Origin of the sequence: Bacillus cihuensis (assembly GCF_000504145.1) — a bacterium.
Taxonomy (GTDB): domain Bacteria; phylum Bacillota; class Bacilli; order Bacillales; family DSM-1321; genus Peribacillus; species Peribacillus huizhouensis.
In genome coordinates this window covers 1226577-1252603 of the sequence record NZ_KI632495.1, presented here as the reverse complement: position 1 = coordinate 1252603, position 26027 = coordinate 1226577, and the positions used below count along the sequence as shown (strand labels likewise).

The 26027-nt window shown below is 38.7% G+C and carries 21 protein-coding genes and 1 riboswitch; of the genes, 15 read left to right on the top strand and 6 right to left on the bottom strand.

All coding sequences use genetic code 11. The annotated features are described in order from the left end of the window. Positions 1–4: 4 nt before the first annotated feature. Genes V179_RS0111930 through tenA form a run of 3 tightly spaced genes read right to left on the bottom strand, consistent with a single transcriptional unit; the run spans position 5 to position 2781 of the window. Positions 5–1465, bottom strand: coding sequence for an ABC transporter ATP-binding protein (locus tag V179_RS0111930; RefSeq protein ID WP_028391655.1), 1461 nt, complete (start codon positions 1463–1465; stop codon positions 5–7). 12 nt (positions 1466–1477) lie between these two features. Further along, entirely contained in the window at positions 1478–2062 is a 585-nt protein-coding gene (locus V179_RS0111925; protein ID WP_028391654.1) for an ECF transporter S component, read from the bottom strand. 35 nt (positions 2063–2097) lie between these two features. After that, complete coding sequence (gene tenA, locus V179_RS0111920) at positions 2098–2781, bottom strand: thiaminase II (protein ID WP_028391653.1); 684 nt, start codon at positions 2779–2781, stop codon at positions 2098–2100. A 239-nt stretch (positions 2782–3020) separates the two neighbouring features. Next, positions 3021–3174, bottom strand: a riboswitch (TPP riboswitch). 205 nt (positions 3175–3379) lie between these two features. Here tenA and V179_RS0111915 point away from each other — a divergent pair. The 3 genes from V179_RS0111915 to V179_RS0111905 are packed head-to-tail and all read left to right on the top strand — an operon-like array spanning position 3380 to position 7062. Beyond that, positions 3380–4876 carry a spore germination protein gene (locus tag V179_RS0111915; protein WP_028391652.1) on the top strand — a complete coding sequence of 499 codons (1497 nt, stop codon included), beginning with the start codon at positions 3380–3382 and terminating at the stop codon, positions 4874–4876. Positions 4877–4912: 36 nt separating this feature from the next. Next, entirely contained in the window at positions 4913–6004 is a 1092-nt protein-coding gene (locus tag V179_RS0111910) for a GerAB/ArcD/ProY family transporter (protein WP_028391651.1), read from the top strand. Then, the gene (locus V179_RS0111905) at positions 6001–7062 is read left to right on the top strand and encodes a Ger(x)C family spore germination protein (RefSeq protein WP_028391650.1); all 1062 of its coding nucleotides are present in this window, start codon (positions 6001–6003) and stop codon (positions 7060–7062) included. Before V179_RS0111910 ends, V179_RS0111905 begins: the two co-directional genes overlap by 4 nt. Positions 7063–7518: 456 nt before the next feature. On the opposite strand, the gene V179_RS0111900 is transcribed toward V179_RS0111905, so the two are convergent. Further along, positions 7519–8025, bottom strand: a complete 507-nt coding sequence (locus V179_RS0111900; RefSeq protein ID WP_028391649.1) for a MerR family transcriptional regulator — start codon at positions 8023–8025, stop codon at positions 7519–7521. A gap of 321 nt (positions 8026–8346) precedes the next feature. Here V179_RS0111900 and V179_RS0111895 point away from each other — a divergent pair, with 321 nt between their 5' ends. Beyond that, positions 8347–9528 carry an acetyl-CoA C-acetyltransferase gene (locus tag V179_RS0111895; protein WP_028391648.1) on the top strand — a complete coding sequence of 394 codons (1182 nt, stop codon included), beginning with the start codon at positions 8347–8349 and terminating at the stop codon, positions 9526–9528. A 219-nt stretch (positions 9529–9747) separates the two neighbouring features. Next, entirely contained in the window at positions 9748–9984 is a 237-nt protein-coding gene (locus V179_RS0111890; protein WP_028391647.1) for a hypothetical protein, read from the top strand. A 220-nt stretch (positions 9985–10204) separates the two neighbouring features. Here the strand turns inward: V179_RS0111890 and namA are convergent, their stop codons facing one another. Both namA and proC read right to left on the bottom strand, forming a co-directional pair. After that, a complete protein-coding gene (gene namA, locus V179_RS0111885) occupies positions 10205–11221 on the bottom strand; it encodes an NADPH dehydrogenase NamA (protein WP_028391646.1) in 1017 nt (338 codons plus the stop codon). Between the two features lie 75 nt (positions 11222–11296). Next, positions 11297–12148: a pyrroline-5-carboxylate reductase gene (proC, locus tag V179_RS0111880; protein WP_028391645.1), complete on the bottom strand. Its 852-nt coding sequence runs from the start codon at positions 12146–12148 to the stop codon at positions 11297–11299. A gap of 701 nt (positions 12149–12849) precedes the next feature. Between proC and V179_RS0111875 the strand changes: the two genes are divergently transcribed. The 10 genes from V179_RS0111875 to V179_RS0111830 all read left to right on the top strand — a co-directional run bounded on the left by V179_RS0111875 (position 12850) and on the right by V179_RS0111830 (position 26006). Next, the gene (locus tag V179_RS0111875) at positions 12850–13809 is read left to right on the top strand and encodes an MBL fold metallo-hydrolase (protein WP_028391644.1); all 960 of its coding nucleotides are present in this window, start codon (positions 12850–12852) and stop codon (positions 13807–13809) included. Between the two features lie 15 nt (positions 13810–13824). Then, entirely contained in the window at positions 13825–14616 is a 792-nt protein-coding gene (locus V179_RS0111870) for an SDR family NAD(P)-dependent oxidoreductase (RefSeq protein WP_028391643.1), read from the top strand. Positions 14617–15465: 849 nt separating this feature from the next. Then, entirely contained in the window at positions 15466–16356 is an 891-nt protein-coding gene (locus V179_RS0111865; protein ID WP_028391642.1) for a nitrilase-related carbon-nitrogen hydrolase, read from the top strand. Between the two features lie 342 nt (positions 16357–16698). Then, positions 16699–18072 (top strand): NAD(P)-dependent oxidoreductase, encoded by a 1374-nt coding sequence (locus V179_RS0111860; RefSeq protein ID WP_407637233.1) that lies wholly within the window; start codon positions 16699–16701, stop codon positions 18070–18072. Between the two features lie 35 nt (positions 18073–18107). After that, positions 18108–19385, top strand: a complete 1278-nt coding sequence (gene preA / locus V179_RS0111855; protein WP_028391640.1) for an NAD-dependent dihydropyrimidine dehydrogenase subunit PreA — start codon at positions 18108–18110, stop codon at positions 19383–19385. A gap of 37 nt (positions 19386–19422) precedes the next feature. After that, positions 19423–20835 (top strand): dihydropyrimidinase, encoded by a 1413-nt coding sequence (gene hydA, locus V179_RS0111850; RefSeq protein ID WP_028391639.1) that lies wholly within the window; start codon positions 19423–19425, stop codon positions 20833–20835. A gap of 324 nt (positions 20836–21159) precedes the next feature. After that, positions 21160–22632 carry an NCS1 family transporter gene (locus V179_RS0111845; RefSeq protein ID WP_028391638.1) on the top strand — a complete coding sequence of 491 codons (1473 nt, stop codon included), beginning with the start codon at positions 21160–21162 and terminating at the stop codon, positions 22630–22632. Between the two features lie 209 nt (positions 22633–22841). Continuing rightward, positions 22842–23072, top strand: coding sequence for a hypothetical protein (locus V179_RS0111840; RefSeq protein WP_028391637.1), 231 nt, complete (start codon positions 22842–22844; stop codon positions 23070–23072). A gap of 94 nt (positions 23073–23166) precedes the next feature. Beyond that, a complete protein-coding gene (locus tag V179_RS0111835) occupies positions 23167–24633 on the top strand; it encodes a CoA-acylating methylmalonate-semialdehyde dehydrogenase (RefSeq protein ID WP_028391636.1) in 1467 nt (488 codons plus the stop codon). A 20-nt stretch (positions 24634–24653) separates the two neighbouring features. Next, positions 24654–26006, top strand: a complete 1353-nt coding sequence (locus V179_RS0111830; protein ID WP_028391635.1) for an aspartate aminotransferase family protein — start codon at positions 24654–24656, stop codon at positions 26004–26006. Positions 26007–26027: the final 21 nt, after the last annotated feature.

Below are 26027 nucleotides of genomic sequence, written 5' to 3'. Positions count from 1 at the left end.
TCCATTACACGGATACTAATTCAGAATTAATGCTTATACTTTGTGTTTCATCGCTGATCACTTTCCCAGCCTCTATTGTCCAAATTCTTGTTGCAAAGTTGTTTGTAATCTGTTCATCATGGGTAATCATGATAATCGTCGTACCTTTCAGTCTGAGTTCTTCAATCCATTCAAGTAACGCAAAGGTGTTTTTGGAATCTTGACCAAAGGTAGGCTCGTCTAAAAGAATGAGTTTTTGTTCATTTACAATCGATGCAGCTACACTTAAACGACGCTTTTGTCCCATTGATAATTGATAAGGGTGCTTATCCCGATGGTCTACTAATCGGAACCATTCTAGAAGTTCTTCGACTTTTTTTTCTATTTCTCGAGAATCCTTTTTGTCTACTTTTAATGTGTAGGCGATTTCTTCATAGACTGAATTTGCGACAAATTGAAATTCGGGATTTTGAAACACGAATGTCATGAAATCTGATTGTTTTTTCACTTTTTTAATAGCAGTCCCTACTAGCTCACAATGTCCTGTTGTTTTGATGAATTGCATGAAAGCATGTAAAAGTGTACTCTTGCCAGCACCATTTTCTCCTTTAATAACAATCCATTCTCCAGAATAGGCTTGCAATTGATCTACTCGTATTTTTTCTTCCTTTTGCCTAAATCCCTTAAAGTTTTGCACATCTAATATTTTCTCCTTTTTTTCAAAAGGCGTCCTCAAACGAAGCAGGGGGGTGGTATCTAGATACTCTTCCCAAACACCTGGAAACCAGATACCTTGTTCCCTCATTTCCTCTTGATACGTTGACAAGATGATTTCTTTTGGTCCATCGGCTATAATCTGACCAGCTTCATTAAAAAGAATGATTCGATCAATGAATTCTAGGACATGATCAATTTTATGTTCCACTATAATGACTGTTTTTTCTTGGCCGACTTCTTTTAATACATTCCAAATCTCTTTTGTTCCTTTAGGATCAAGCATTGCTGTTGGTTCATCTAAAAATAATACATCGGGTTTTAGGGCCAAGACCGATGCTATCGCTAAGCGTTGTTTCATGCCCCCAGATAGTGTTTGAATGCTAGTATGAATATTTGGTAAATGTAAGCCGACCTGCTGTAAGTGATGATGGATTCGATCAATCATTTGTTGTTTTGGAACGTTAATATTTTCAAGGACGAATGCAATTTCTTCATCAACAAATGGCATGCAAAACTGACTATCTGGGTCTTGAAAAACATACCCAAAAGAAGGGGGACTTACTAATTCTTCAGCTTTCATAGGAACTTCAATGGAATGAGGTATTAAGCCGCTTAAAACTTGTAAAAGCGTTGACTTCCCGCAACCTGATGGTCCGAGCAGGAGGACTTTTTCCCCTTTATAAATTGTAGAAGATAAGTCCTTAAATAATAAGGAAGTATCTCCTGGGAATTTCAATCGTAATTTATCTACATGTGCAATTCGTTCCATAGTTATCAACCCTTACTTTTGATCCAGTTCTGCATAATCTTTACTTGATGCTGGACGAACAAGATTTGTTACGCCTGTCGCTTCTAAAACTCTCACTAGATAGTAAGCAAACACTCCAGCAAAAAGAATAGACCCGAGAAATCTAGCAATCATAAATAATGTTAAATTCCATGCCGCAAGTTTGCCGATTTCTCCATAGGCGAAATCCATAAGTACCGATCCTAAGCAAGCAGCGATAGCCGATAATATCGCTACTGAAATATGAAATCGTTTATATTTGAATGCCATAAAGACAAGCTCTGCAAACAATCCTTGGACAACGCCATAAAGTAGTACGGTTAGCCCCCATGGTGAACCTAAAAGAAATTCACCAGACGCCGCTGCGATTTCGGCAAGCAATGCAACGCCAGGTTTACGGATGATCAAAAAGGCAACAGTAGCAGCAATAAACCACATTCCATACATAAATTGATCGGCATGTAAGCCAATTGGTTTTAGAGCATAATACACCGAGCCCCATAGAATATAAACAATGCCAAATGCAATGGCAATCACAATCGTCACTAATATGTCTGTCAATTTTAATCCCTTTGTCATGTTACGAATCTCCTTTATTGAGAATTTGCTAGCCTTTATACTTCCAATATTTCTTTTTGAACCGGCCATGTTTCTAACCGATACGCCATCTCCCAAAAAGAGTATTCATATTGACTACTAAGGATGAAATGCTCTTTCATTCGTAGTTTATCCTCCTCTGTCACTTTTTTCGCAATCTCATCGATTCTCTTAATCTGTTCTTCTACCAATGTCCGGAACCAATCGCCTCCATATGCAGCGATCCACTCTTGATAAATCGGTTCTTCTGGTGTACATTCTTTTAGTCTTTCACCGATTTCATAATACAACCAGTAACATGGCAGAATCGCCGCAATTACGTCACCTAAATGTCCTGAATAGGCAGCACGATACATATGTGATGTATATGCATAAGCGGTAGGTGCAGGCTTAAAATTTTTCTGTTCCTCTTCGGTAATGCCCAATCGTTTGGAAAAATTCTCATGCAGCGATAGCTCAGCTTCATACGTTCCTTGTGCATGGCTGGCAAGTCGACTCGTTGTGTATAAATCTGTGGCTTTTACTGCCCCTAAAGCTTGTACTCTAGCAAAATGAGATAAATAATAAGCATCTTGCATCACATAATAGCGAAAATTGACTAGTGGAAGTGACCCATTTCCAATTCCTTCAACAAAAGGGTGATGAAAGCTTGCTTCCCAGATGTGATCAACTTCTTTACGAATTTCCTTTGAAAATGTCATATAAATTGCCCTCCATTTTTTTAATTATTAGACATAAATGAAAATAATGATTCGGTATCATCTTTTAAAATAAGTTATGTTAAAGCTCATTGTTGATTTTGGCACTATGTTGATTGGAGCGAAAAGCCAACGCCTTTCGTTTCAATCAACAGAAATGTTTAATAGAGACACAACATAAAAAACCACTTCCTTTTTAGCATAAGAAAGTGGTTTTGATCGATTACAAAATAGGTATCTTCGTTAAGACGCCCCCACTTCCCTACGCTGGTATAATCCAGATCAGGTTCTAAGGGTCTTAAAGTCTCACTTTAATCTCAGCCTTTTCGGTCTACGAAGCATCAAATATCTTCTTCAGCTTCATATCCCATTCAAGAGGCACCCCTAGTGGTAAAAATTGTTTATTTAATTGGTATTTGTCTAAATACTATCATTAAATTTATAATTGTCAACCTTTTGTGAAATAAGAGTGGTATATTCCGTTTAATATAACGTAACGGATAGCTTCTCCAAGCCCATTTTTTGTTCCTCTTACCCAACTCATAATTTATCCATAAATGGAAACTATATAAGCAATGGTAGAAATGAAGGTGATGAATCAATGAAAAAAGGTTGGTTTCAAAATAAAAACGGACAAGGGGATACGGAACAAAAGAATGCGACACAAACATTAGCAAAATCAAAAGACTTTACTAAAACTTGTTATTACAATCAAAAAACTAATATTCATTTTTGTTTAACATATTTAACTACTTTAGTTGACGAAAAAATCATTGAGCAAAGTATTCTTTCATCTTTATTGGCAGGTGATTTTCATTCGATTGATGATATTAAGAAAATCATGCCTCTTTATGATGTTCAAATTTGTAATGATCCTTCTAAAATTGAGGAAAATTTATGTAGCGGTTATGTGCTACTGACGATTGAAACTGAAGAAAAGAATTATGGTTTGATTGCTGCCAAAAAGGAAATTGTTCGTGCGCTATCACCTCCAGAAGTAGAAATTTCCGTTGTTGGCCCAAAAGAAGCTTTTGTGGAATCGATTGCGACAAATTTAAACTTAATTAGAAGAAAATTGCCTGTTAAAGAATTAGTCATTGAAGAATTTACAATTGGTAGATTATCTAAAACAAAAATTGCTATCTTACACATTGAAGGCATTACAAATCAGGAAAATATAAACACCGTCAGGCAACGTTTAAAAGACATTGAATTTGATGATATATCTGACAGTTCTTACATCGTGCAAATCATATCCGATAATTCGAATTCACCATTTCCCCAGTTACTCGATACAGAAAGGCCTGACAGAGTCGCTGCAGTTTTGGCTGAAGGAATGATCGCCATTTGCGTTGATGGTTCACCACAGGTTTTAATTACGCCGACTACGTTAGTTAATTTTTTTAGTTCATTCGAAGATTATTATTTAAATTGGATAATTGCTTCATTTTTTAGACTGCTTAGGATGTTTGCGGTTACTTTTTCGATCTTGATCACGCCCCTCTATGTGGCGGTACTTACTTATCATTATGAAATTATTCCACATGATTTATTAAGTACATTGATTACATCAAGGAGAATTGTTCCTTTTCCACCAATCTTAGAAGCAATAACGTTGGAATTAACGATTGAATTGTTAAGGGAGGCTGGGGCGAGACTACCGACAAAAGTTGGCCAGACAATTGGTATCGTAGGAGGTATTGTTATTGGAACCGCTTCGGTTGAAGCAGGTCTAACAAGTAATATTCTGCTTATTCTCGTCGCACTGGCCGCTCTTGCTTCTTTTACGACGCCCGTTTATAAAATGAGCAATACGATTCGCTTACTTCGCTTTCCTTTTTTGTTGTTTGCTCAACTTTGGGGATTAGTTGGCATTGTCTTTTGTGTTTGTATTGTATTAACCCATCTAATCCGCCTTACTTCCCTTGGTAGGCCGTTTTTAGATCCATTCTATCCACCAAGGTGGCAAGACTTAAAAGATTCCTTGCTCATGTTACCGTTCAAAGAGCGATCGATGCGTCCACAATTTTTAAGAACGGAAAATCCTTACCGCTTCAGTAAGAAAAAAGCAAGCGTCAAAAAAGATATTGATGAATGAAAATGATGATAACGAAAAGTAGGTGATGACTCAGTTATGCAAGAGCAAACCATTCCTGATAGACTGAAAATTTCTCCTTTTTTAATTTTTTATGTGATCATGGCCATGCAGATAGGACTCGGTGCGTTGGATTATCAGCGTATAATTGCCAAAGATGCTGGTTACGACGCATGGATTTCGATAGTGTTTGCCGGTACATGCCTACATATTATTGTTTGGATGATATATAAAATTGCTAAAATCGTGAATGGAGATATCGTAACGGCTCATATGTATGTTGCTGGGAATCTCATTGGGAAGGTTTTAAGTTTTCCATTTATTTTCTATTTTCTTTTGCATTCCTTGGCTTCTCTTCGTACATTATTCGAAATCCTCCAAGTTTGGATATTTCCTACTTTGAACCTTTTCTGGTTTTCACTAGGGTATATGTTGCTTTCAATGTATGTTGTTTTTGGCGGATTGCGGACAGTTGTTGGAATTGCCTTCTTTTCCTTGGTCTTGCCAGCTTTTCTTGTATTTACATTTTTTCCTAATTTATTGTATTCTAACTTTGAAAGTTTATTGCCAATTTTTGACCATTCGGTAAAAGATTTGATAAAGGGTTCCTTTCACATGTCACTTCCCTTTATCGGCTTTGAAGTCGTACTGTTTCTATATCCTTTTATTAAGGAATCACAAAAGTCGGAAAAATGGGCCCATCTAGGGTTACTTGCGACAACGTTTCTTTATACGATTTTGGCGATTTTAACCTTTGCTTTTTTTTCGGAAGGACAGTTGCAAAAAGTAATGTGGCCAACATTAATGATGTGGAAGATTTTTAAATTATCGTTTGTAGAGCGTTTCGAATTTATCGGCATTGCATTCTGGAATTTAATTATCCTACCTAATGTTTGTATATCAATCTGGATTGGATCCAGGCTAGTGAAAAGAATTTTTAAGATTAGGCAGAAAAAAGGGGTGTATTTGTTGATTATCGCCCAATTGGGGATGATCACATTCATTCATACACGGGAAGAAATTAATTTATTAAATAGCTTGATGGCGAAAGTAGGGTTTGCTTTTACGATGCTGTACATCCCTCTATTATTCATAGCTGTCTACATAGTAAAGAAGGTGAAGAAAAAATGAAAAGTCTTATGATGTACTTATGCATACTGTGTCTACTGTCAGGTTGTGTTGAAACGAATACGATTGATGATATTAATATCATACTTGCTGTCGGATTAGACCAATCTGATCGTAAACAAATGATGGGTACATTTCTTACTGACAATTTCATGCCTGATAAAAGTATCACAAATAAAACGTATACATCTAAGGCACCTTTAAGAAGAGATCTATTAATCAAAGCGAATCATCAAGCAGCACAACCACTTGTCATCGGCGGAGTAAGGGTGACAGTGATTGGTGAAAAGCTCGGAAAGCAAGGAATTGATGATATCTTAGATATTTATCAAGGAGATGTGACCATTGGCGCCAGAAACTTTTTCGCAATATCAGAAGGAACTGCTAAGAAGATATTACAAGGTCAATATGGGCCGGAAGGAAATGGGACTTATTTATATAATCTTTTGGATAACAAAATCAAGAGCAAGGAATTACCTGAAACGAATCTCCATTTTTTATTACGAGATTATTATCAAAAAGGAAAAGATATTTATCTTCCTAGACTTAAACAAATAAGCACGAATCAAATTGAAATAAGTGGGGTTAGCCTTTTTAAAAAGGATAAAGAAGTAGATGTGATTCCTAGTGGAAAATTGTTTTATTTTAGATTGTTGGTGGATAAGCACAATAAAGGTTTTTTTTTCGTCCCTAAAAATAAAAAAGAAGCGGCATCTATTAAAGGTCTCAGTTCCAAACATGAATTTATCCTATCTAAAAAAAAACCAACTGAGGTTACTGTTCAAATTACGATAAAAGGAGCCATTCAAGAATATACAGGTAAAAATTTAGGAGTGAAACAAGTAAAAGAAATACAGAAAAATTTAGAAAAGAAGGTAGAAAAGGAGTGCCTTCAGCTAGTAAAGAGTTTTCAAAAAAACGATACTGATCCGATGGGATTAGGTGCATTTTATAAAAGTAGGAATCGAGGGTTTGACTATGAAAAGTGGGCAGAAAATTATAAAAATCTGAATATTAAAGTAGTCTGCCGGGTCACAATTGAGGAACCTCTTATTATCTAAGGGAGGTTCGCTAATCTACGAAAAATAAACATATAGAATTGTGCGTTTTTTTGAATGAAGGACATGGGGCGGGGCTCCGCAATCCTATAATATAGCTCATTTTTTTTAACGGATATACTTTGTTATGATAGAAAGTCTTCCAAAACCCAGTTCCGCACCCCCACCATTTTGATTATGTGAGTCTAGCGAGTTACATGATTGATCCGTTATGGTAAATGGTGGCGTATATCGCTATATGGGTTTTGGATGAATGTTTGCTAAATTTTAGTCTGATTAGGATTTTAGCTTTTGTGCTGAGATTGAACTAACTTGCTTTTTTAGTGTATCGCTTTCAGAATACACTTTGTACCTAGACTCCTTTTGATGTGAAAAAGTGCGTGAAATGAGTAGAAAACAAAGTGGTTATTTGTGTGAAAGGCATAAAAATTCGAGCAGTTGATTCTGCTCGAAGCTTGGTTAGCCGAATAAAAATTGGAAAATATGTCGCTTTTTCTTGCTTCCATCAATGTCAAAGGTTGAACGTTCATTCTCGTTATTTCTCCCGGTTTCAAGCACTTCGATCCGATTGGCCATGCTTTCGATCTTTTTGTTTAGATCTTCAATTTCTCTTCGATGTTGAAGGAGTTGGTAAGATGCTACACCATCCGCTTTATCGTCCAGCCGTCTTTCTAATTCTTGAACCGATATCAGCAGCTTCTCTATGACATTCTGATTTTCAGGAGATTGAACCATGGGTAGGATTGTTCCTTTCCTAGTCTTTTTTTCTCCTAACGCGACTTGATGGAGCACAAATCCTTCGTTCAATTGTTGTTGTATTTGTTTTAATTGCTGTATGTTTTCATCCGTAAATAAATAGTGACCATGTGAATTACGCTCAATCTCCATATTGCATACTGTGACCCAACGCTTTACTGTACTTTGAGAAATTCCTAATTCATTTGCTACTGCTCCCGAACTTTTCATTAAAAATCCCTCCTCTTAAGTTAATATAATTCTTCCTTAATCATGCATATCCTTTCCCTATGACAAAACAAGTTTCAATTCGGCAAAGAAAGTGCATTTGCAACGTCTTTTTTAGTAGATGTCGATTTTCGATTTCCTAAAACCGCTCAATAATACGAAAGTGAGTAGGGAGGAGATAATGAGAACTCAACCAATTTTAATGTCTTATCAGCCTTCGGTGATAAAAGTTTGTTCAGAAAACTATAGACATTATTAAATGAGCGGTTATAATCCAGTTATATAATGAATATTCTGATAATTGGTAGATAAGGAGGTAGAATTATGAATAATGTGTATGTAATTGAAGGAGCAAGAACAGCATTTACGAGTTTTGGAGGATCCTTTGCGTCAGTTTCAGCTGCCGATTTGGGGGCAACAACAGCACGGGAAGCATTAAAACGAGCAAACATAGCGCCAACAGATATAGATCATGTCATTTATGGGAATGTTATTCATTCCTCTACGAATGCATCTTATTTGGCGAGACATATCGGCTTAAAGGCGGAGGTGCCTTTTGAGATTCCTGCGTACACTGTAAATCGTTTATGTGGATCAGGTGTACAGGCGGTTGTTTCTGCTGCGCAACATATTTTATTAGGAGAGGCCCAAATCGTACTTGCTGGTGGGGCGGAGAATATGTCAATGTCTCCATTTGCTAATTTTAATGCACGATTTGGTGGCTTAAAATATGGAACGCTTGTTTTTGACGACATGCTGCAATGTTCATTAACGGATGAGTTTGCAGGCAGTGGAATGGGCATGACAGCCGAGAGATTGGCATCCATGTACTCGATTTCTCGTGAAGAACAAGATGCGTTCTCTTTATTAAGTCAACAGCGGGCAGTAAAAGCGAGAGATAATGGTGTATTTGCTAAAGAAATTGTTCCTGTAGAGATTCCACACCGGAAAGGCACCAAGTCTATTTCCGTGGATGAACATATAAAAGGGGATGTAACAGCTGAAAAATTGGCATCATTAAACCCATCGTTTAAAACAGATGGAACTGTTACACCAGGAAATGCGAGTGGGATCAATGATGGAGCAGCTTCTGTTGTTGTTGCAAGTCAAAGTACTGTCGACGAAAGAGGCATACAACCACTTGCGCGAATTGTTTCTTGGGGAGTTGCCGGCGTGGATCCAGCAATTATGGGAATCGGCCCCGCTCCTGCAATCCGCCAAGCATTGGAGAAAGCTAAATTGACGATTGCAGAAATGGATGTAGTTGAAGTGAATGAAGCATTTGCTGCGCAATATATATCAGTTGAGAAGGAGCTTGGACTCGACCGTGATAAAACAAATGTCAATGGGGGAGCGATTGCACTAGGTCATCCAGTCGGTGCGAGTGGAACGCGTATCCTATTATCACTAGCGTATGAGCTCAAACGGAGGGGCGGACATTTTGGAATCGCAAGCCTTTGTATTGGTGGTGGACAAGGAATCGCTGTTGTTTTAGAAAACGTCTAAAGGTTGTATCATAAAAGCCCAAGTATCTAGAAACTAAAAAGGGGGATTTCCCCCATTTAGGAGAAACGAAATTGAGGTTAGAAACGGGGGAGCCTTTAAAAGTAAGTCTATTTAAAGGCTCTTTTCTAAAAGATTGTGGCTAAATGGATAATTATATATATATATAATATTATCAACAAAATAGAATGCTGTTTAAATAGTTTTAGGAGGTGCTTATAGATGAAATTAAAGTGTTTTATTGTTACCTTCTTATCGCTTGTATCAACAACAGTTATGCTTTTGTTAATTGGTCATTTGTTTTCTATCCCTTGGTTAATGTTTCACCTCGAGTATATAAATAACGCAAATGGATTTATTATTTCAACAGGTTCATTCGTTCCTTTAATAATTGGTTTGATTGTAAGTTTTTTTGCAGAAAAGATTTATGTTAATAAATACCGACAAAAATTTGATTGATAATACCAAGTTTTTATAGCCTCTTATTTTTGCACCGCTTTTAAAATTTACTCGTTGACAAGAACCTAGGAGCATTTCGCTAACAATGAATTCTTGTTTCGAGCTAAAGTAGGCTAACTGTAGGAAATCAAAAACAAGCAATAAATATGGAGAGAAAACGATCCTCCATATTTATTGCTTGGATTATGTTAGGTTGAACAAGATACTTGGGATTTTGTTCTTACCAGCCTCTTTCATACTGAACGGGTGGTGTCAGTTCAGCGTTCAGTTCTTGAGCTGCTGTTCGCGGCCAATACGGATTTTTAAGCAGCTCCCTTGCAAGAAAAACAAGGTCTGCTCGGTCATTCTGGAGGATTTCTTCTGCCTGAATGCTCGAGGTGATGAGGCCAACTGTGCCTGTCGCAATTTCTGCACCGTGTTTAATCGTTTCACTAAATGGTACTTGGTAGCCTGGATACGCATGAATGTGGGCAGGAGCTACTGCGCCAGAACTTACATCGATTAAATCAACGCCATCTTCCTTCATCCATTTGACAATTTCGATATACTGTTCTGGAGTCATTCCGCCTTCTAAATAATCATAGGCTGAAATGCGAATGAATAGTGGTCCATCCCATACTTCTTTGACAGCAGTAATTGTTTCCTTAACGATTCGGTAGCGATTTTCAGCAGAACCGCCGTATTCGTCCGTTCGTTTGTTACTGATTGGTGAAAGAAATTGATTGAGCAAATATCCGTGCGCTCCGTGAAGTTCAATCACTTCAAAGCCTGCTTTCTTGGCACGCTCTGCTCCTTTTTGAAAAGCAATGACTGTTTCTTGAATATTTTCTTTGGTCATTTCTTTTGGAGTTTGATATCGATCATTAAACGCTATAGCAGAAGGAGCAATAATTTCTTCTTTAAGTTCAGCTTTACGACCGGCATGAGCGATTTGTATGCCGGTTTTTGCTCCTTGTTCTTTTATGAGTGAAACTAGTTCAGATAATCCCGATACATGTTCATCACTCCAAATACCTAGATCATTCGGAGAGATTCTACCTTGTTCAGTTACAGCTGTAGCTTCAACGATAATTAAACCTACACCTCCAACTGCACGGCTTGTATAGTGAGTTTTATGCCAGTTTTGGACAATTCCGTCTTCAGCAAAACACGAGTACATGCACATTGGTGACATAACAATCCTGTTTTTTAAGGTAATATTCTTAATTGTATAAGGTGAAAATAGCTTAGAACTCATTTTGCTCAACTCCTCGGATTATGTTATGGCTAGTATATCAACTTCTTTTTGATTCTGCCAAAAATTTGATTATCCTTAGAAATTAAGACTGGAAATCTCCTTATTAATATCTTTCGAAATTTCATCACCCATCCGTTTTGCTTGTTTCGTAGCTTCTTCAATACAAGAAATAAAAGCACTCTTAACTTGATAGTCGTCCAATACTTTAAGTCCTGCTTCTGTAGTACCTCCAGGGGAAGTTACTTCTTTACGGAGCGTTGCTGGCGTTTTAGGAGATTGATTAAGCATTTCTGCTGCTCCTTGAATCGTTTGGATAATTAATTGCTTAGCAGTATCGGAATCTAAGCCTAATTCTTGGGCGGATTTTTCCATGGCCTCCACTACGTAGTAAATATAGGCAGGGCCACTACCTGAAAGCCCAGTTACCGCGTTCAATTTGTTTTCCTCAACAACCGAAACTGTACCGATGGATGAAAAGAGATCAATTGCCAATTGTAGCTGTCCGGTTCCTATTAATGAATTTGCGGAAAGAGCAGTTGCTGATAAGCCGACAGCAGCAGACGTATTTGGCATGGCTCGAACGATCGCCATTTTTTTGTCAATAATATTTTCGAGGTTTGCTAGATTAACACCTGCTGCTACGGAAATGAGCAGCATATTTTCTGTTAAATAGGGGCGGGCCGCCGATAATGCAGCTAGTACGTCTTTAGGCTTCACCGCAAGAAAGACTACATCTGCATTCGTTAGAGCTGCTTCAAGAGATGTATATCCATGTACCCCATATTGTTGTTGTACATACGCTAACCGTTCTTGATTCGACTTGTTTGCTACTCTAATTTGTGTAGGGTTGACTCCACCTCTTGCAATTATGCCTGATATAATCGCTTCTGCCATTGAGCCGATGCCAATATATGCGATATTCTTCATTTCATTCGCTCCTTTTTTAGGCTTTTTTAAACTTGCCTGTTGATTGCAATGAGAGGCGTTCGCTTACCGCTGGCAGTCCGGAAGCCTCATCGGCGCTGTGCGCCTGTGGGGGTCTCCCTTTGACTAACTTTTCAAGCAGGAATCTTACGGCTTCCGCCCCAAACAACAATGTGCCAAAATCAACAACTAGATTAAACAAGCCTTTTTAATAAAGTGAAACATCAATCAGCGGGGGTTACCGCCCATTAATGCGGGATAAATAAAAAAAGCCTTTCATCCAATAAAGGACGAAAGACATTGCTTCCGTGGTACCACCTTCGTTCATCTTTCTTTGAAAGATGCAGCTCACAATCCGTTATCGCCAGATAGACGTCAGGTTTTCCTGATGGCTCATAAGGAAGGTTCGATAAACAGCGGGTGGTGAAGCCTTGCAGCCAACGAGCCTCACTCTCTTGCACCATAATTTATGTACTGGTCTTATTCATCGCCTATTATTTACATTGTGGGATGTAACTTTAATCGATTATAGTCAATCCGCTATGGATAAATTATGATGGAAGTTTCAACTTGTTGTCAATAGCCATATCTATAATTTTCTGATTGTTATGCGAAAATAATGACAATGATTGAGCCAGAATGTAAAATATAGACTATATTATGATATTTACGATTCGAATGATTTTATTAAAGGTGGAATCCACATGACAAGATATGACGCGGAAATTGAAAAACTATCAATCCCAACTCCTTATGCTGTTGGTGATGTAAATGTTTATGTGATAAAAGGGGAAGCACTTACACTTGTGGATGCTGGACCGAGAACTCCTGAAGGCAAAGAAGTATTAGCGAAAAGTCTTCGTGATTTAGGGCTCTTAATTAGTGATTTTGATCAAATTGTGCTGACACATCATCATCCTGATCATGCTGGTGGTATTGATTTTTTTCCTGAGCAAACAAATGTATTTGGCCATGCCAACAATCAAAGATGGTTAGAACTGACGGATGAGTTTAAAGAGTCGCTCCATCTGTTTTATTTAGGTGTCGGAAAGGAATTAGCTGTACCCGAAGAGATGGTCGCTTCGATGAATAACTATCGTGGAGGATTTATTAGTAAGCGTAATGTGCAAACTTTATTGCAAGAAGGAGATGAAATCCCCGGTCTATCTGGCTTTCAGGTCATTGAAACGCCTGGGCATGCTCAAAGTCATATTTCTCTTTACCGTGAAAGTGATGGGGTTATGATTGGTGGAGATCATCTATTGGACAAAATTTCACCAAATCCTATCTTGGAACCACCGATTTCACAAGATGTAAATCGGCCTGAGCCGTTAAATCAATACAATAGCTCACTTAGGAAGTGGCTCGAGCTGCCCATTTCACTTACCCTTTCAGGTCATGGTGATGATATTTCCGATACGCATGAATTGATTAGGCATAATTTTGCTCGACAGCATGGTCGTGCTATGCAAGTCAAACAAATGCTAGAAGTTAAGCCTCAAATTGGGTTTGAGATCTGTAAACAGCTTTTTCCAAGAGTTTATGAGAGGGAACTTGGCTTAACGATTTCTGAAACAGTCGGCCAACTTGACTATTTAGAGCTTTTAGGTGAAATTAAAAAGGAAGATCAAAACGGGATCTATATGTATTCAGTAAATAGTTGAAAAGAGTGGTGGCTAATGAGTAGATTACATAAAAAATGCGTCGTTGTTACAGGTGCTTCTGGTGGAATTGGTAAAGAAATTGCTAAGAAAGCAGCAGAGCAGGGAGCACGTGTCGTTCTGCTTGCCCGAAATACGGATAAATTAGAGGAGCTAAGGAATGAGCTAAACAACCAGTATGGCGATGTAGCTTATGCATATGAATTAGACGTTTCAAATATGAAACAGATTGTTGAAGTATTTACAGATATTTATACAAATATTGGCGAAATCGATGTTCTCGTAAATAATGCTGGGTATGGAACTTTTAAAGAAGTCGACGAAACTAATATCGAGGAAATCCAAGCCATGTTCAGTGTGAATGTAATTGGCTTGATGGCTTGTACGAAAATGGTCGTTCCTTCGATGAAAAGGCGGAAATCTGGTCATATCATCAATATTGCTTCGATGGCAGGGAAGATTGCAACACCAAAATCTACCTTGTACTCTTCAACGAAGTTTGCAGTAATTGGCTATTCCAATGCGTTGCGCCTGGAAGTAATGCGTGAGGGTATTCATGTAACTACTGTTAATCCAGGACCGATTGCAACAAATTTTTTCGATATTGCTGATGAAAGTGGAACTTATGTGAAGAATATCGAAAAGTTCATATTACAGCCAGAATATGTGGCTGAGAAAATTGTGTCCGCGATGCTTACGAAAAAGCGCGAGATCAATTTACCACGGTTCATGAATGCGATTAGTAAAATGCATACACTTTTTCCTAACACGGTAGAAACGCTAGGGAAAAATGCGTTTTTTAAAAAGTAAAGGCGGAAATTTGATACAAGACCAGTTTGATTAATCACTGGTCTTATCGCTTTTATTCACTTCATTTTTAGGTATAAATCCTCCTCTATAAGGGTCCCATTGTTTTCAGCTTTCTTTTCTCTAATTCCATAGATTGTAAACAGACGTAATGTCAAATCCGTAATAAAGAAGTCAAGAAATAACAGCAAAACTAACCTGTATCCATGCAGAACACCATGGTGGAATAAATGGCGTTTGACGTAAAAATAGTCCAATAAAGTAAAACTTCAATCAGTGGAGGTTCTCTTCATACCCCACTGATTGTTAGTCCCGTTCTAGAGTCGCTAATATCACCGCTCCACTTCGATAAATCGACTCTACGAACCTGATTGGTTCGACTAAACCTCTGCTCACGCATCGGTAAGTTTCACTGTATCTCACCAATCGGGCTCTTACTGCCCGTTAATGCGGGATAAAATACAAGACGGGAATCAAAATCAATGCGTCTTGCCGAATATAGATTATGAAAAAATCCATCTGGCAATCTTTCCTCTCGAATGCTTCTTTTTTTCATTTCTTCATGAGTTATCTCTGTCGATGTACCCAAAATAATGTGAGATTATTAGCGGGAAAATAAAAAGCGTGAACGTATTAAAAAACATATGCCTATTCTTAAATGTATGGGAGAAGGATTAATTACAATTTATGTATTTCTGTACAGAATTGATATAGGTATTACATGTATAAAAATGGAGATCAGCAATTTATTTAATCTTGGCGCTCTACTATTGTAAACGCTTTCCATTTGAATGATAAAATCATTCATATATTCGAAATGTACATGCATATCATAATTGAGGAGGGATACTTATGGCAGATAATGTGAAAATTGGTCTTATTCAAGCCTCTAATGATGTCGATGGAAATCAACCTGTAGAAGTTCACAAACAACGAGCAATTGAAAAGCATTTGAGGCTTGTAAGAGAAGCAAAGGAAAAAGGTGCACAAATTATCAGTTTACAAGAGATTTTTTATGGACCTTACTTTTGCTCAGAGCAAAATACGAAATGGTATGATGCAGCAGAAGAAATTCCGAACGGCCCGACGACAAAACTATTCCAGGAGCTAGCAAAAGAACTATCTGTAGTGATTGTTTTGCCAATCTACGAGAGAGTAGGGATTGCTACATACTATAATACTGCAGCGATCATAGATGCAGATGGATCGTATTTAGGTAAATATCGAAAACAACATATTCCCCATGTAGGAGTAGGCAATGAAGGCTATGGGTTTTGGGAAAAATTCTATTTTAAACCAGGAAATTTAGGCTATCCAGTGTTTGACACTGCCTTTGCAAAAGTAGGGGTTTACATTTGCTATGATCGTCATTTTCCTGAAGGTGCGAGAATACTAGGGTTAAAAGGAGCAGAGATTGTATTAAACCCTTCTGCGACAGTAGCTGGACTTTCCGAATACTTATGGAAGCTTGAACAACCTGCGCATGCTGTAGCGAATGGCTACTATCTTGGCGCCATTAATAGAGTAGGAACAGAAGGGCCGTGGAATATGGGAGAATTTTACGGACAATCTTATCTTGTTGATCCAAGGGGGAACTTTGTCGCAATGGGAAGTCGCGACTGTGATGAAGTAATTATTGGAGAAGTGAATAAAAAAATGATACGAGAAGTTCGTGATACATGGCAATTTTATCGAGATCGAAGACCAGAAACGTATCAGGAAATGTCTGAGTTATTGCCTTAATAAACGGATTTTTTTCAATGGGGACTGTCTCATATAGACTATTGTATATTGTTATCTGGTGTGTAAAAGTCACAATGATCGGTATATAGAGTGGGGGGGCGGCACCTTCATCTAGAAAGTTTGGCTCTATTGAACTTGCCTGTTGATTGGAAGGTAAGGCGTTCGCTATCCGCGGGCAATCGGGAGCCTCATTGGCGCTGTGCGCTAGAGAGGTCTCTCTTTTCTGCAAGAAGGAGTCTCACGCTTTCCGCACCAATCAAGATAGTGCCATAATCAACAACAAACTTTAACATAGTTTAACACGGAGCTAATAAAGATCGTCTCTAAAGGAGGATGTTTATAGTGAGTAGTGTAAAGAATCCAAGAATCTCGATTGAAGATTTAAGTGGAAATTTCCAAGAAGTTTATCAAGGGTTAACGAAACAGGAAGCAAATGAAGAATCGAATCGTTGTCTCTATTGTTACGATGCTCCTTGTATTACAGCATGTCCAACTAGTATTGATATTCCAACCTTTATTAAAAAAATTGCATCTGGCAATCTGAGAGGGTCAGCTAAGACGATTATGACAGCAAACCCAATTGGAGCAAGCTGTGCCCGTGTATGTCCAACTGAGGAATTATGTGAGGGTGCTTGTGTTTTAAACCATACTACAAAACCGATAATGATCGGAAATTTACAGCGCTATGCAACAGACTGGGCGATACAAAATGAGCAGATATTGTTCCATCCAGGAAAGAAGAACGGTAAAACAGTCGCTATTATTGGTGGAGGTCCGGCTGGTTTGGCAGCTGCTCGAGAATTAGGTCTATTAGGCTATGATGTGACAATTTTTGAAGCAAATGAAAAAGCGGGAGGTTTAAACACGTATGGCATTGTTTCATTCAGACTGCCAAAGGAAATCTCTTATTGGGAAGTGAAACAAGTTGAAAGCTTACAAGTGTCTATTCGTACAAATACCCGTGTAGGTAAAGATATTTCAGTAGAAGAAATCCTTGAAAACTATGACATTGTGATTCTGGCAATTGGCATGTCTAGTGTTCCAAATTTGGGAATTAGTGGGGAAGAACTAGCTGGTGTGTATGATGCGATTGAATTTGTAAAAGAAACGAAAACAAAACCTATTTCGAATCAGTTTCTCAAAAAACGGGTCGTAGTAATCGGAGCAGGTAATACAGCAATTGATGGAGCTACTTGTTCGGTACGCCTCGGTGCTGAAAATGTAAAAATTTTATACAGACGTACAATTGAAGAAATGACAGCTTACGAGTTTGAATATGAATTTGCGAAACAAGATGGTGTTGAATTTAGATGGCTTACTGCTCCAAAGCGGATTATTGGCGATGAACAAGGGCATGTAAAAGCAATCGAATGTATCAAGATGGGATTAGGTGAGCCTGGAGAAGATGGCCGACGTCGTCCGGTTCCAATTAAGGGATCTGAATTTACACTTGAAGTAGATGCGGTTATTAAAGCAATTGGACAATCAAGATATATAGATCTAATTGAGGAATTTGCAGTAGCGCATAATGATGGCGTTGTACAAATTGATCCACACACCTTTCAAACCTCCAATGAGAAGGTGTTTGCATGTGGCGATGTAATTTTTGGAAAAGGGCAGGGCGAAGCAATGGTTGTATCAGCTGCACAACAGGGGAAAGAGACAGCACATGCCATTCATAAATTATTGTTTAATCCTGTTTCAGAAACGGCATAATCAAAAACCTATTTTACGAATTAGGAGGTAAATTTATGGCTGATTTACGTATTAACTTTGCAGGTATTGAATCGCCCAATCCATTTTGGCTAGCCTCTGCACCGCCAACCAATTCAGGGTATCAAGTCCAACGTGCATTTGAAGCGGGGTGGGGAGGAGCTGTTTGGAAGACATTGGGCGACCCTATATTAAATGTTACATCGCGATTTGCTGCAGTTAGTTTTAATGGTCAAAAAGTGGCGGGTTTTAACAATATTGAATTAATCACCGATCGACCGTTGGAAGTAAACTTAAAGGAAATTTACGAAACAAAAAAGCTTTTTCCTAATCATGCGATCATTGCATCATTGATGGTTGCGCCTAGCCAAGAAAAATGGCACGAAATTGTCAAAAGAGTAGAAGATGCGGGAGTGGATGGATTAGAACTGAACTTTGGCTGTCCGCATGGTATGGCTGAAAGAGGTATGGGTTCTGCTTCAGGTCAGGTGCCAGAATTAGTTGAAAAACAAACGTATTGGGCAAAGGAGGCTGCCAAAACGCCTGTAATCGTTAAGCTAACACCTAATATAACTGACATTACGGTTACGGCTGAAGCTGCTGTAAATGGAGGCGCTGATGCGATTAGCATGATCAATACAATCAACAGTTTAGCAGGGGTCGATATAGATTCTTGGAATACGATTCCCCATGTCGGTGGGAAAGGGGCCCATGGTGGCTATTGTGGACCGGCTGTAAAACCTATTGCTCTTCATATGGTTGGTGAATGTGCGAGAAATCCTCTAATTCCTATCCCGATATCAGGAATAGGTGGCATATCTAATTGGCAAAATGCTGTTGAATTTCTTTTAATGGGTGCAACGGGCGTGCAAGTATGTACAGCGGCTATGCACCATGGTTTTCGAATAGTAGAAGATATGATTGAAGGATTGGATCATTATTTAGATGACAAAGGAATCGCCTCGGTTATGGATTTGGTAGGAAAATCTGTTGTGAAATATTCAGATTGGGGCAATCTTGATCTTAATTATAAAATCGTTGCGAAAATTAACGCTGATGTTTGTATTAATTGTAATAAATGCCATATAGCCTGTGAAGATACGTCACACCAATGTATCGACATGTTGAAAGATCTCGCGGGAAACAGCCAATTAAAAGTTAGAGAAGAGGACTGTGTAGGTTGTAATCTATGTTCCATTGTATGCCCAGTGGATGGGGCAATTGACATGATTGAAATACCAAGTGGTCTTCCGCCAATGACTTGGAATGAACGTCAAGCAGCGCTAGGGGTAGCTTCATGTGATTCAGATAAATAAATCTGAATATTCATACTCTTTAAATAGGAGGATATCTATGAAAAAAGTGATAAAAAACGGCACGATAGTCACGGCAACGGATACGTATCAAGCAGATCTATTGATTGATAATGGGGTGATTAATCAAATTGGCAAGCATCTTCCACTTGATGACGCAGAAATCATTGATGCAAAAGGTTGTTATGTGTTCCCAGGAGGCATTGATCCACATACTCATTTGGAAATGCCGTTTGGCGGGACGGTAACAAAAGATGATTTTGAAACCGGTACAATTGCTGCAGCCTTTGGTGGTACGACATCAGTTATTGATTTTTGTTTAACGAATAAAGGCGAAACATTAAAAAGTGCGATTGAAACTTGGCATGCAAAATCAAAACATAAAGCGGTGATTGATTACGGTTTTCACCTGCAAATTGTCGAAATGAATGATGATGTATTACATGAACTGCCTAAAGTGATTGAGCAGGAGGGGATTACATCATTTAAAGTATTTATGGCTTATAAAAATGTGCTGCAAGCTGATGATGAAACACTCTTCCGTACGCTTATTTCGGCAAAAGAACTTGGAGCGCTCGTCATGGTACATGCAGAAAATGGCGACGTCATTGATTATTTAGTGAAAAAAGCATTAAAACAAGGCAATACCGATCCAATATTTCATGCTTTAACAAGACCTTCTGAAGTGGAAGGGGAAGCGACTGGAAGAGCAGCGATTTTGACAGGACTAGCCAACTCACAACTTTATGTTGTTCATGTGTCTTGTGCAGATGCTGCGAGAAAAATTGCTGAAGCAAGAAATAATGGAATTGATATTTGGGGCGAAACTTGTCCGCAATATTTAGTGTTGGATCAGTCCTACTTAGAAAAGCCGAATTTTGAAGGGGCAAAATTCGTATGGTCCCCGCCTTTACGTGAAAAATGGAATCAAGACGTGTTATGGAATGCTCTAAAAACCGGACAGTTGCAAACAGTAGGCTCGGATCAATGTTCTTTTGACTTCAATGGACAAAAAGATCTTGGCAAAGGGAACTTTTCAAAAATCCCGAACGGGGGGCCGATTATCGAGGATCGTGTTAGTATCTTGTTCTCAGAAGGTGTAAAAAAGGGAAGAATCACATTAAATCAATTTGTAGATCTTATTTCAACAAGAGCAGCCAAATTATTTGGATTATATCCAAGAAAAGGCACCATCGCTGTTGGGGTGGATGCGGACATTGTCATCTTTGATCCGACAGTAGTGAGAACCATTTCCGTAGAGACCCACCATATGGCTGTTGATTATAATCCATTTGAAGGAATAAAAGTAACAGGAGAACCTATTTCCGTCTTATCTCGAGGCGAATTTGTCATCCGAGATAAGAAATTTGTAGGACAATTAGGTGCCGGTCAATATTTGAAACGAGGGAAATATGGTGCAAGCGATCATTCAGGAACAACAAATCTTGTATAACTTTCAACAGGTTACAATGTTCTTTGTGCCTTTCTTCAAAAATCAATTTTTAACGATATAAAAAAATGTAACAAGATGATTAGGTAGAGGCGTAAATATTTCATAGCCTCTCCTTCTTTTCTGTGGAAAAGAGGCGGGCTTTTAAAAAATCAGCTTCTCACCGCCACCCTTATCAGGTGATGCAATTTGAGAACTTGAACCTTTTTCATCTTTGAGTTTTAGAGGAGACGCTCATGGATGTTTAATCTCAAAAAAATAGCGAACGTGTCAAGTGTGATAATGACCCAGAATATAATAAAAACAACGAAGAAAAGGGGTACTTCAATGAAAAAGAGTGGGAATTATCTCAAGTCTACAGATTTATTGCCAATTTCACATGGAGATAGAAACATAGGGACGAAGGGTTTTGCAGTAATTTGGGTAGGGATGGCCGTTGTTTTAGCCGCTTTTGCCATTGGTGGTGCAGGCGTACAAAGTTTATCGCTAGGATGGGTGATTGTTGCAACGATTATCGGATCTGTTGCGATTGGGATATTCATGACCATTATTGGTGATATCGGGATTGAACACGGTCTTTCCTTTCCTGTCTATATGAGAGCGCCATTTGGTACCATTGGCACACATATTCCATCTTTAGTACGTGGTGTAACCGCTGCTTGTTGGTTCGGTATCAACACGTTTTTTGGAGCAACTGCCATGAATGGAATCTTGAATATCCTCTTTGGATTCGATAATTGGTTTGTTTGCTTCTTACTATTTGCAGCCGTTCAATTAGTAAATACAGCACTTGGGATCAAGGCAATTGAGCGTTTTGCCGATTTAGCTGCGCCGACGATTATTCTTATTTCAGCATGGATGTACACCTCCCTTTCTGATCAAGCAATGGAGCAAGGAAGAGAAATCTGGACTTGGGTGGAGAATCCTGTTGTTGGCAGAGCCGCCATAACCGCTTTTATGGTCGTAGTCATGAGTAATATGGGCTTTTGGGCAACATTGGCAGCTGATATGCCTTCTCTATCCAGATTTTTTAAAGCTCCAAAAAATGAAAGGAACTGGTTTAAACGAAATAAATCACAAATTGTAGGAAGCATTATTGTCATGCCGATTGTAAACACATTTATGATCCTTATCGGGGCCGTTTCCTACATCGCAGTCTCCAATTTTGATCCTGTAGCTGCACTTCAAGAAGCAGCAAGTGGCTTTATCTTAGGAATTCTTTTATTGATGATTGTATTTGCACAATGGTCTACGAATACGTCCGCCAATGTCGTTCCTGCTGCTACGATTTTCTCCAATGTTGGTGGTCCAAAGGTGCCGTTTTGGGTAGGGGTTATAATAGCTGGTATCATAGGCATCGTCGTACAACCATGGAGTTTATTTGATGTTATTATCCCGGCTCTACTTGTTATTGGAGGAATCTTGTCTTCGATTGTAGGTATTTTATTTACGGACTACTATGTGCTTCGTAAGAGACGAGTAAATGTGCATGAACTCTATGAAGATCATGGCCAATTTAAATACATGAATGGATTTAACCTAGCTGGAATGATTGCGTGGGTCATTGGCGGTTTTGCTGCCTATTGGTTACCGGCTTATTCATTTCTCGTTGGCTTTGTAGTTGGTGCTGTTATTTACTACTTTTTAGCAAAATATTGGTGGTTTAAGAAATATCAACAAGCAGAAATTGCAGATCCGAGTGATGAAAAATATTTGGGAATTACAGTTGGCCGTGATTGGGTAATTGAAACAAGAAGCGAAACGGTCGTTGTTCCTGAAAGTGTTGACCCACAATTATAATCATATTTGGTCTTTGTCCGCTTTTTTTGAATATATTCTTGATAAAGTGAAGCTTCCATCAAAGGGGATTTTTTTCCTATGATGGTTAGTCGAACCAATCGGGGATTTACAGGCTGTTTATCCCTTACCTATTTATTTCTTAAATATCTCACAGGAATTGAGGTAGGGGGGATTACGGCCTGTTAAACCGGGATAAAGGAGAGAAAGCAATGTCCGAGTACCAACAGTTCTTACAAGAGCGAGATCGAATCGATTTCCTCCTACAAAATGAGTATAAAATTAAGAAGATTACGGAAAATTTGAGTGGTGCTTTTGTAGAATTTGAAAAAAAGAAACATCATAAGGATGAGAGTGAGTATGCAACAATCCACATTACAACCCCAGAAGCTCGGAAATATTTTTCCGTTATTTTGATCAAACAACAAAAAGAAGATGCATAAAATTGTAGGTTGATTATTAATAAAGAAAGCAATGGGGCAGTCCCATTATTAATTAATTTGAAAATTTAGACAAATGAAGGGGGGCTACTTATTCATGGCTGGAACCAAAAAAGAAACCGTAGTATTGAAAAATTATTTGAACGGAGAATGGGTAGCGGCACAAAGTACGGAAACAGTAGCTGTTTTAAACCCAGCAACCGGAGAAATATTAGTAAGAGTTCCTATTTCTACAAAAGAAGATGTCGATCAAGCGGTAAGTGCTGCTCATCAAGCATTTAAAACTTGGAAACATACACCGGTCCCAAAACGAGCGAGGATTTTATATAAATATCATTATCTATTAACGGAGAATCATGAAAAACTAGCTAGACTTGTTGTGGAAGAGAACGGGAAATCATACAAGGAAGCGTACGGTGAAGTGCAAAGAGGGATTGAATGTGTAGAATTCGCAGCAGGTGCCCCAACCTTAATGATGGGGGAAACTTTATCAAATATTGCTGAAGAGTTGGATTCAGAAATGTTCCGATACCCGCTTGGTGTAGTTGGCGGAATAACGCCCTTCAACTTTCCAATGATGGTGCCGACTTGGATGTTCCCACTGGCAATCGCTTGTGGGAATACATTTGTATTGAAGCCCTCTGAAAGGACGCCGATTTTGGCAAATGAGCTCGTTCACTTATTTACCGAAGCGGGGGCTCCAAAAGGGGTATTAAATGTCGTTCACGGTGCAAATGATGTTGTAAATGGATTGTTAGACCATAAAAATGTAAAAGCCATTTCATTCGTTGGCTCGCAGCCGGTCGCTAAATATGTATATGAGCGAGCAGCTGCAAATGGAAAACGTGTTCAAGCACTATCTGGTGCGAAAAATCATCACATTGTTATGCCTGATGCTCCGATAGAAAAGGCTGTTGCTAATATTATCAGCTCCGCATATGGAAGTGCGGGTCAGCGTTGTATGGCATGTAGTGCTGTCGTCGTTGTAGGAAACGGTGATGAGTTTGTTAATCAGTTAAAACAAAAAGCAGATGAGCTAATGATCGGAAACGGATTAGATGAAGATGTGTTTCTAACTCCAGTAATTAGAGACTCTCATCGTGAGAAAGTATTGCATTATATAAAAACAGGCTTAAAGGAAGGAGCATCATTAATCCGAGATGGTCGAAAAGAAATGACTGAAATGAAGGAAGGAAATTTCTTAGGTCCGACCATTTTTGACCATGTAACACCCGAAATGACAATAGCCAAGGAAGAAATATTTGCTCCTGTTCTAAGTTTGTTACATGCAAAGGATTTAGATGAAGGACTTGAATTTATTCGCAAGTCTCGCTATGGGAATGGTGCCACAATCTATACGAATGATGCAAAAGCCATTAGACAATTTAGAGAAGAAGCAGATGCAGGAATGCTAGGGATAAATGTTGGTGTACCAGCAACGATGGCTTTTTTCCCGTTCTCTGGGTGGAAGGATTCCTTTTACGGAGATTTGCATGTGAATGGAAAAGATGGAGTAAACTTCTATACTCGGAAAAAGATGATTACCTCGAGATATGACTATTAAAAGTGAAAGGGTGGAACTAAATGGAAAATGTTAAACGAAGTGGCGATATCCATGCGTTAGACCAAGAGTATGTTTGGCATTCGATGAAGCCATATAGCCCTGGCTCCACAATGGTTATTGAAAAGGCGGAAGGATCTTGGGTAACCGATCATACGGGCAAACGCTATTTAGATGCTATGTCTGGTTTATGGTGTGTAAATATTGGTTACGGAAGAACTGAATTGGCTGATGCTGCTTATGAGCAGTTAAAAGAAATGGCATATTTTCCGCTTACACAAAGTCATACTCCGGCAATTAAATTAGCAGAAAAGTTAAACGAAATGCTAGACGGAGAATATGTCATCTTTTTTTCCAATAGCGGATCAGAGGCAAATGAAACGGCATTTAAACTAGCAAGACAGTATCATCAACAAAAGGGTAATCATGCTCGTTACAAATTTATTTCTCGGTATCGAGCCTATCATGGGAATTCAATGGGCTCTTTAGCGGCAACAGGTCAAGCACAGCGCAAATATAAATATGAACCATTGGCCCCTGGATTCATTCATGTTGCACCACCGGATTTATATCGACAGAAAGACCATGCTGACTGTACACCTTCAGAATTAGAATCCGTGAAAGATATTGATCGAGTGATGACTTGGGAGTTAAGCGACACAATTGCTGGTGTCATCATGGAACCGATCATTACGGGAGGCGGCATATTAGTTCCGCCTGATGGTTATATGGCCGGTGTCAAAGAGGTCTGTGAAAAGCATGGGGCTCTTCTTATAGTAGATGAGGTAATCTGCGGCTTTGGCCGTACAGGGAAACCCTTTGGCTTTATGAATTATGGAGTTAAACCAGATATTATTACAATGGCCAAAGGGATTACAAGTGCTTATCTCCCTTTATCAGCAACTGCCGTGAAAAAAGAAATCTATGAGGCGTTTAAAGGCTCAGAAGAATATGATTATTTCCGCCATATTAATACATTTGGCGGGAATCCAGCTGCTTGTGCTCTGGCTATAAAGAACCTTGAAATTATGGATGATGAAAAATTATCTGATCGATCAAAAAAATTAGGAGAATACTTGATACAAAGCTTATCAACTCTTACAGAAGGGCATCCATTTGTCGGCGATGTAAGAGGCAAAGGTTTGTTAGTTGGGATTGAACTTGTCAAAGATAAAGCAACGAAAGAACCGCTGGAAGCTGGGTTAGTCAATAAAGTCATTGCAGGCTGTAAACAAAAAGGACTCATTATCGGGAAAAATGGAGCAACTGTTGCAGGGTATAATAATGTGATTACGCTAGCTCCACCATTAAATATTTCAGAAGAAGATTTAAACTTTATTATTAAAACTTTAATAGAAGAGTTGAAAGCTATTTAGAATGTGATCTGAGATGGGGGG

Bases quoted from the DNA above. Each gene is read 5' to 3' on its own strand.
- V179_RS0111930 (WP_028391655.1), bottom strand. From the start codon at position 1,465: ATGGAACGAATTGCACATGTAGATAAATTACGATTGAAATTCCCAGGA.
- V179_RS0111925 (WP_028391654.1), bottom strand. From the start codon at position 2,062: ATGACAAAGGGATTAAAATTGACAGACATATTAGTGACGATTGTGATT.
- tenA (WP_028391653.1), bottom strand. From the start codon at position 2,781: ATGACATTTTCAAAGGAAATTCGTAAAGAAGTTGATCACATCTGGGAA.
- V179_RS0111915 (WP_028391652.1), top strand. From the start codon at position 3,380: ATGAAAAAAGGTTGGTTTCAAAATAAAAACGGACAAGGGGATACGGAA.
- V179_RS0111910 (WP_028391651.1), top strand. From the start codon at position 4,913: ATGCAAGAGCAAACCATTCCTGATAGACTGAAAATTTCTCCTTTTTTA.
- V179_RS0111905 (WP_028391650.1), top strand. From the start codon at position 6,001: ATGAAAAGTCTTATGATGTACTTATGCATACTGTGTCTACTGTCAGGT.
- V179_RS0111900 (WP_028391649.1), bottom strand. From the start codon at position 8,025: ATGAAAAGTTCGGGAGCAGTAGCAAATGAATTAGGAATTTCTCAAAGT.
- V179_RS0111895 (WP_028391648.1), top strand. From the start codon at position 8,347: ATGAATAATGTGTATGTAATTGAAGGAGCAAGAACAGCATTTACGAGT.
- V179_RS0111890 (WP_028391647.1), top strand. From the start codon at position 9,748: ATGAAATTAAAGTGTTTTATTGTTACCTTCTTATCGCTTGTATCAACA.
- namA (WP_028391646.1), bottom strand. From the start codon at position 11,221: ATGAGTTCTAAGCTATTTTCACCTTATACAATTAAGAATATTACCTTA.
- proC (WP_028391645.1), bottom strand. From the start codon at position 12,148: ATGAAGAATATCGCATATATTGGCATCGGCTCAATGGCAGAAGCGATT.
- V179_RS0111875 (WP_028391644.1), top strand. From the start codon at position 12,850: ATGACAAGATATGACGCGGAAATTGAAAAACTATCAATCCCAACTCCT.
- V179_RS0111870 (WP_028391643.1), top strand. From the start codon at position 13,825: ATGAGTAGATTACATAAAAAATGCGTCGTTGTTACAGGTGCTTCTGGT.
- V179_RS0111865 (WP_028391642.1), top strand. From the start codon at position 15,466: ATGGCAGATAATGTGAAAATTGGTCTTATTCAAGCCTCTAATGATGTC.
- preA (WP_028391640.1), top strand. From the start codon at position 18,108: ATGGCTGATTTACGTATTAACTTTGCAGGTATTGAATCGCCCAATCCA.
- hydA (WP_028391639.1), top strand. From the start codon at position 19,423: ATGAAAAAAGTGATAAAAAACGGCACGATAGTCACGGCAACGGATACG.
- V179_RS0111845 (WP_028391638.1), top strand. From the start codon at position 21,160: ATGAAAAAGAGTGGGAATTATCTCAAGTCTACAGATTTATTGCCAATT.
- V179_RS0111840 (WP_028391637.1), top strand. From the start codon at position 22,842: ATGTCCGAGTACCAACAGTTCTTACAAGAGCGAGATCGAATCGATTTC.
- V179_RS0111835 (WP_028391636.1), top strand. From the start codon at position 23,167: ATGGCTGGAACCAAAAAAGAAACCGTAGTATTGAAAAATTATTTGAAC.
- V179_RS0111830 (WP_028391635.1), top strand. From the start codon at position 24,654: ATGGAAAATGTTAAACGAAGTGGCGATATCCATGCGTTAGACCAAGAG.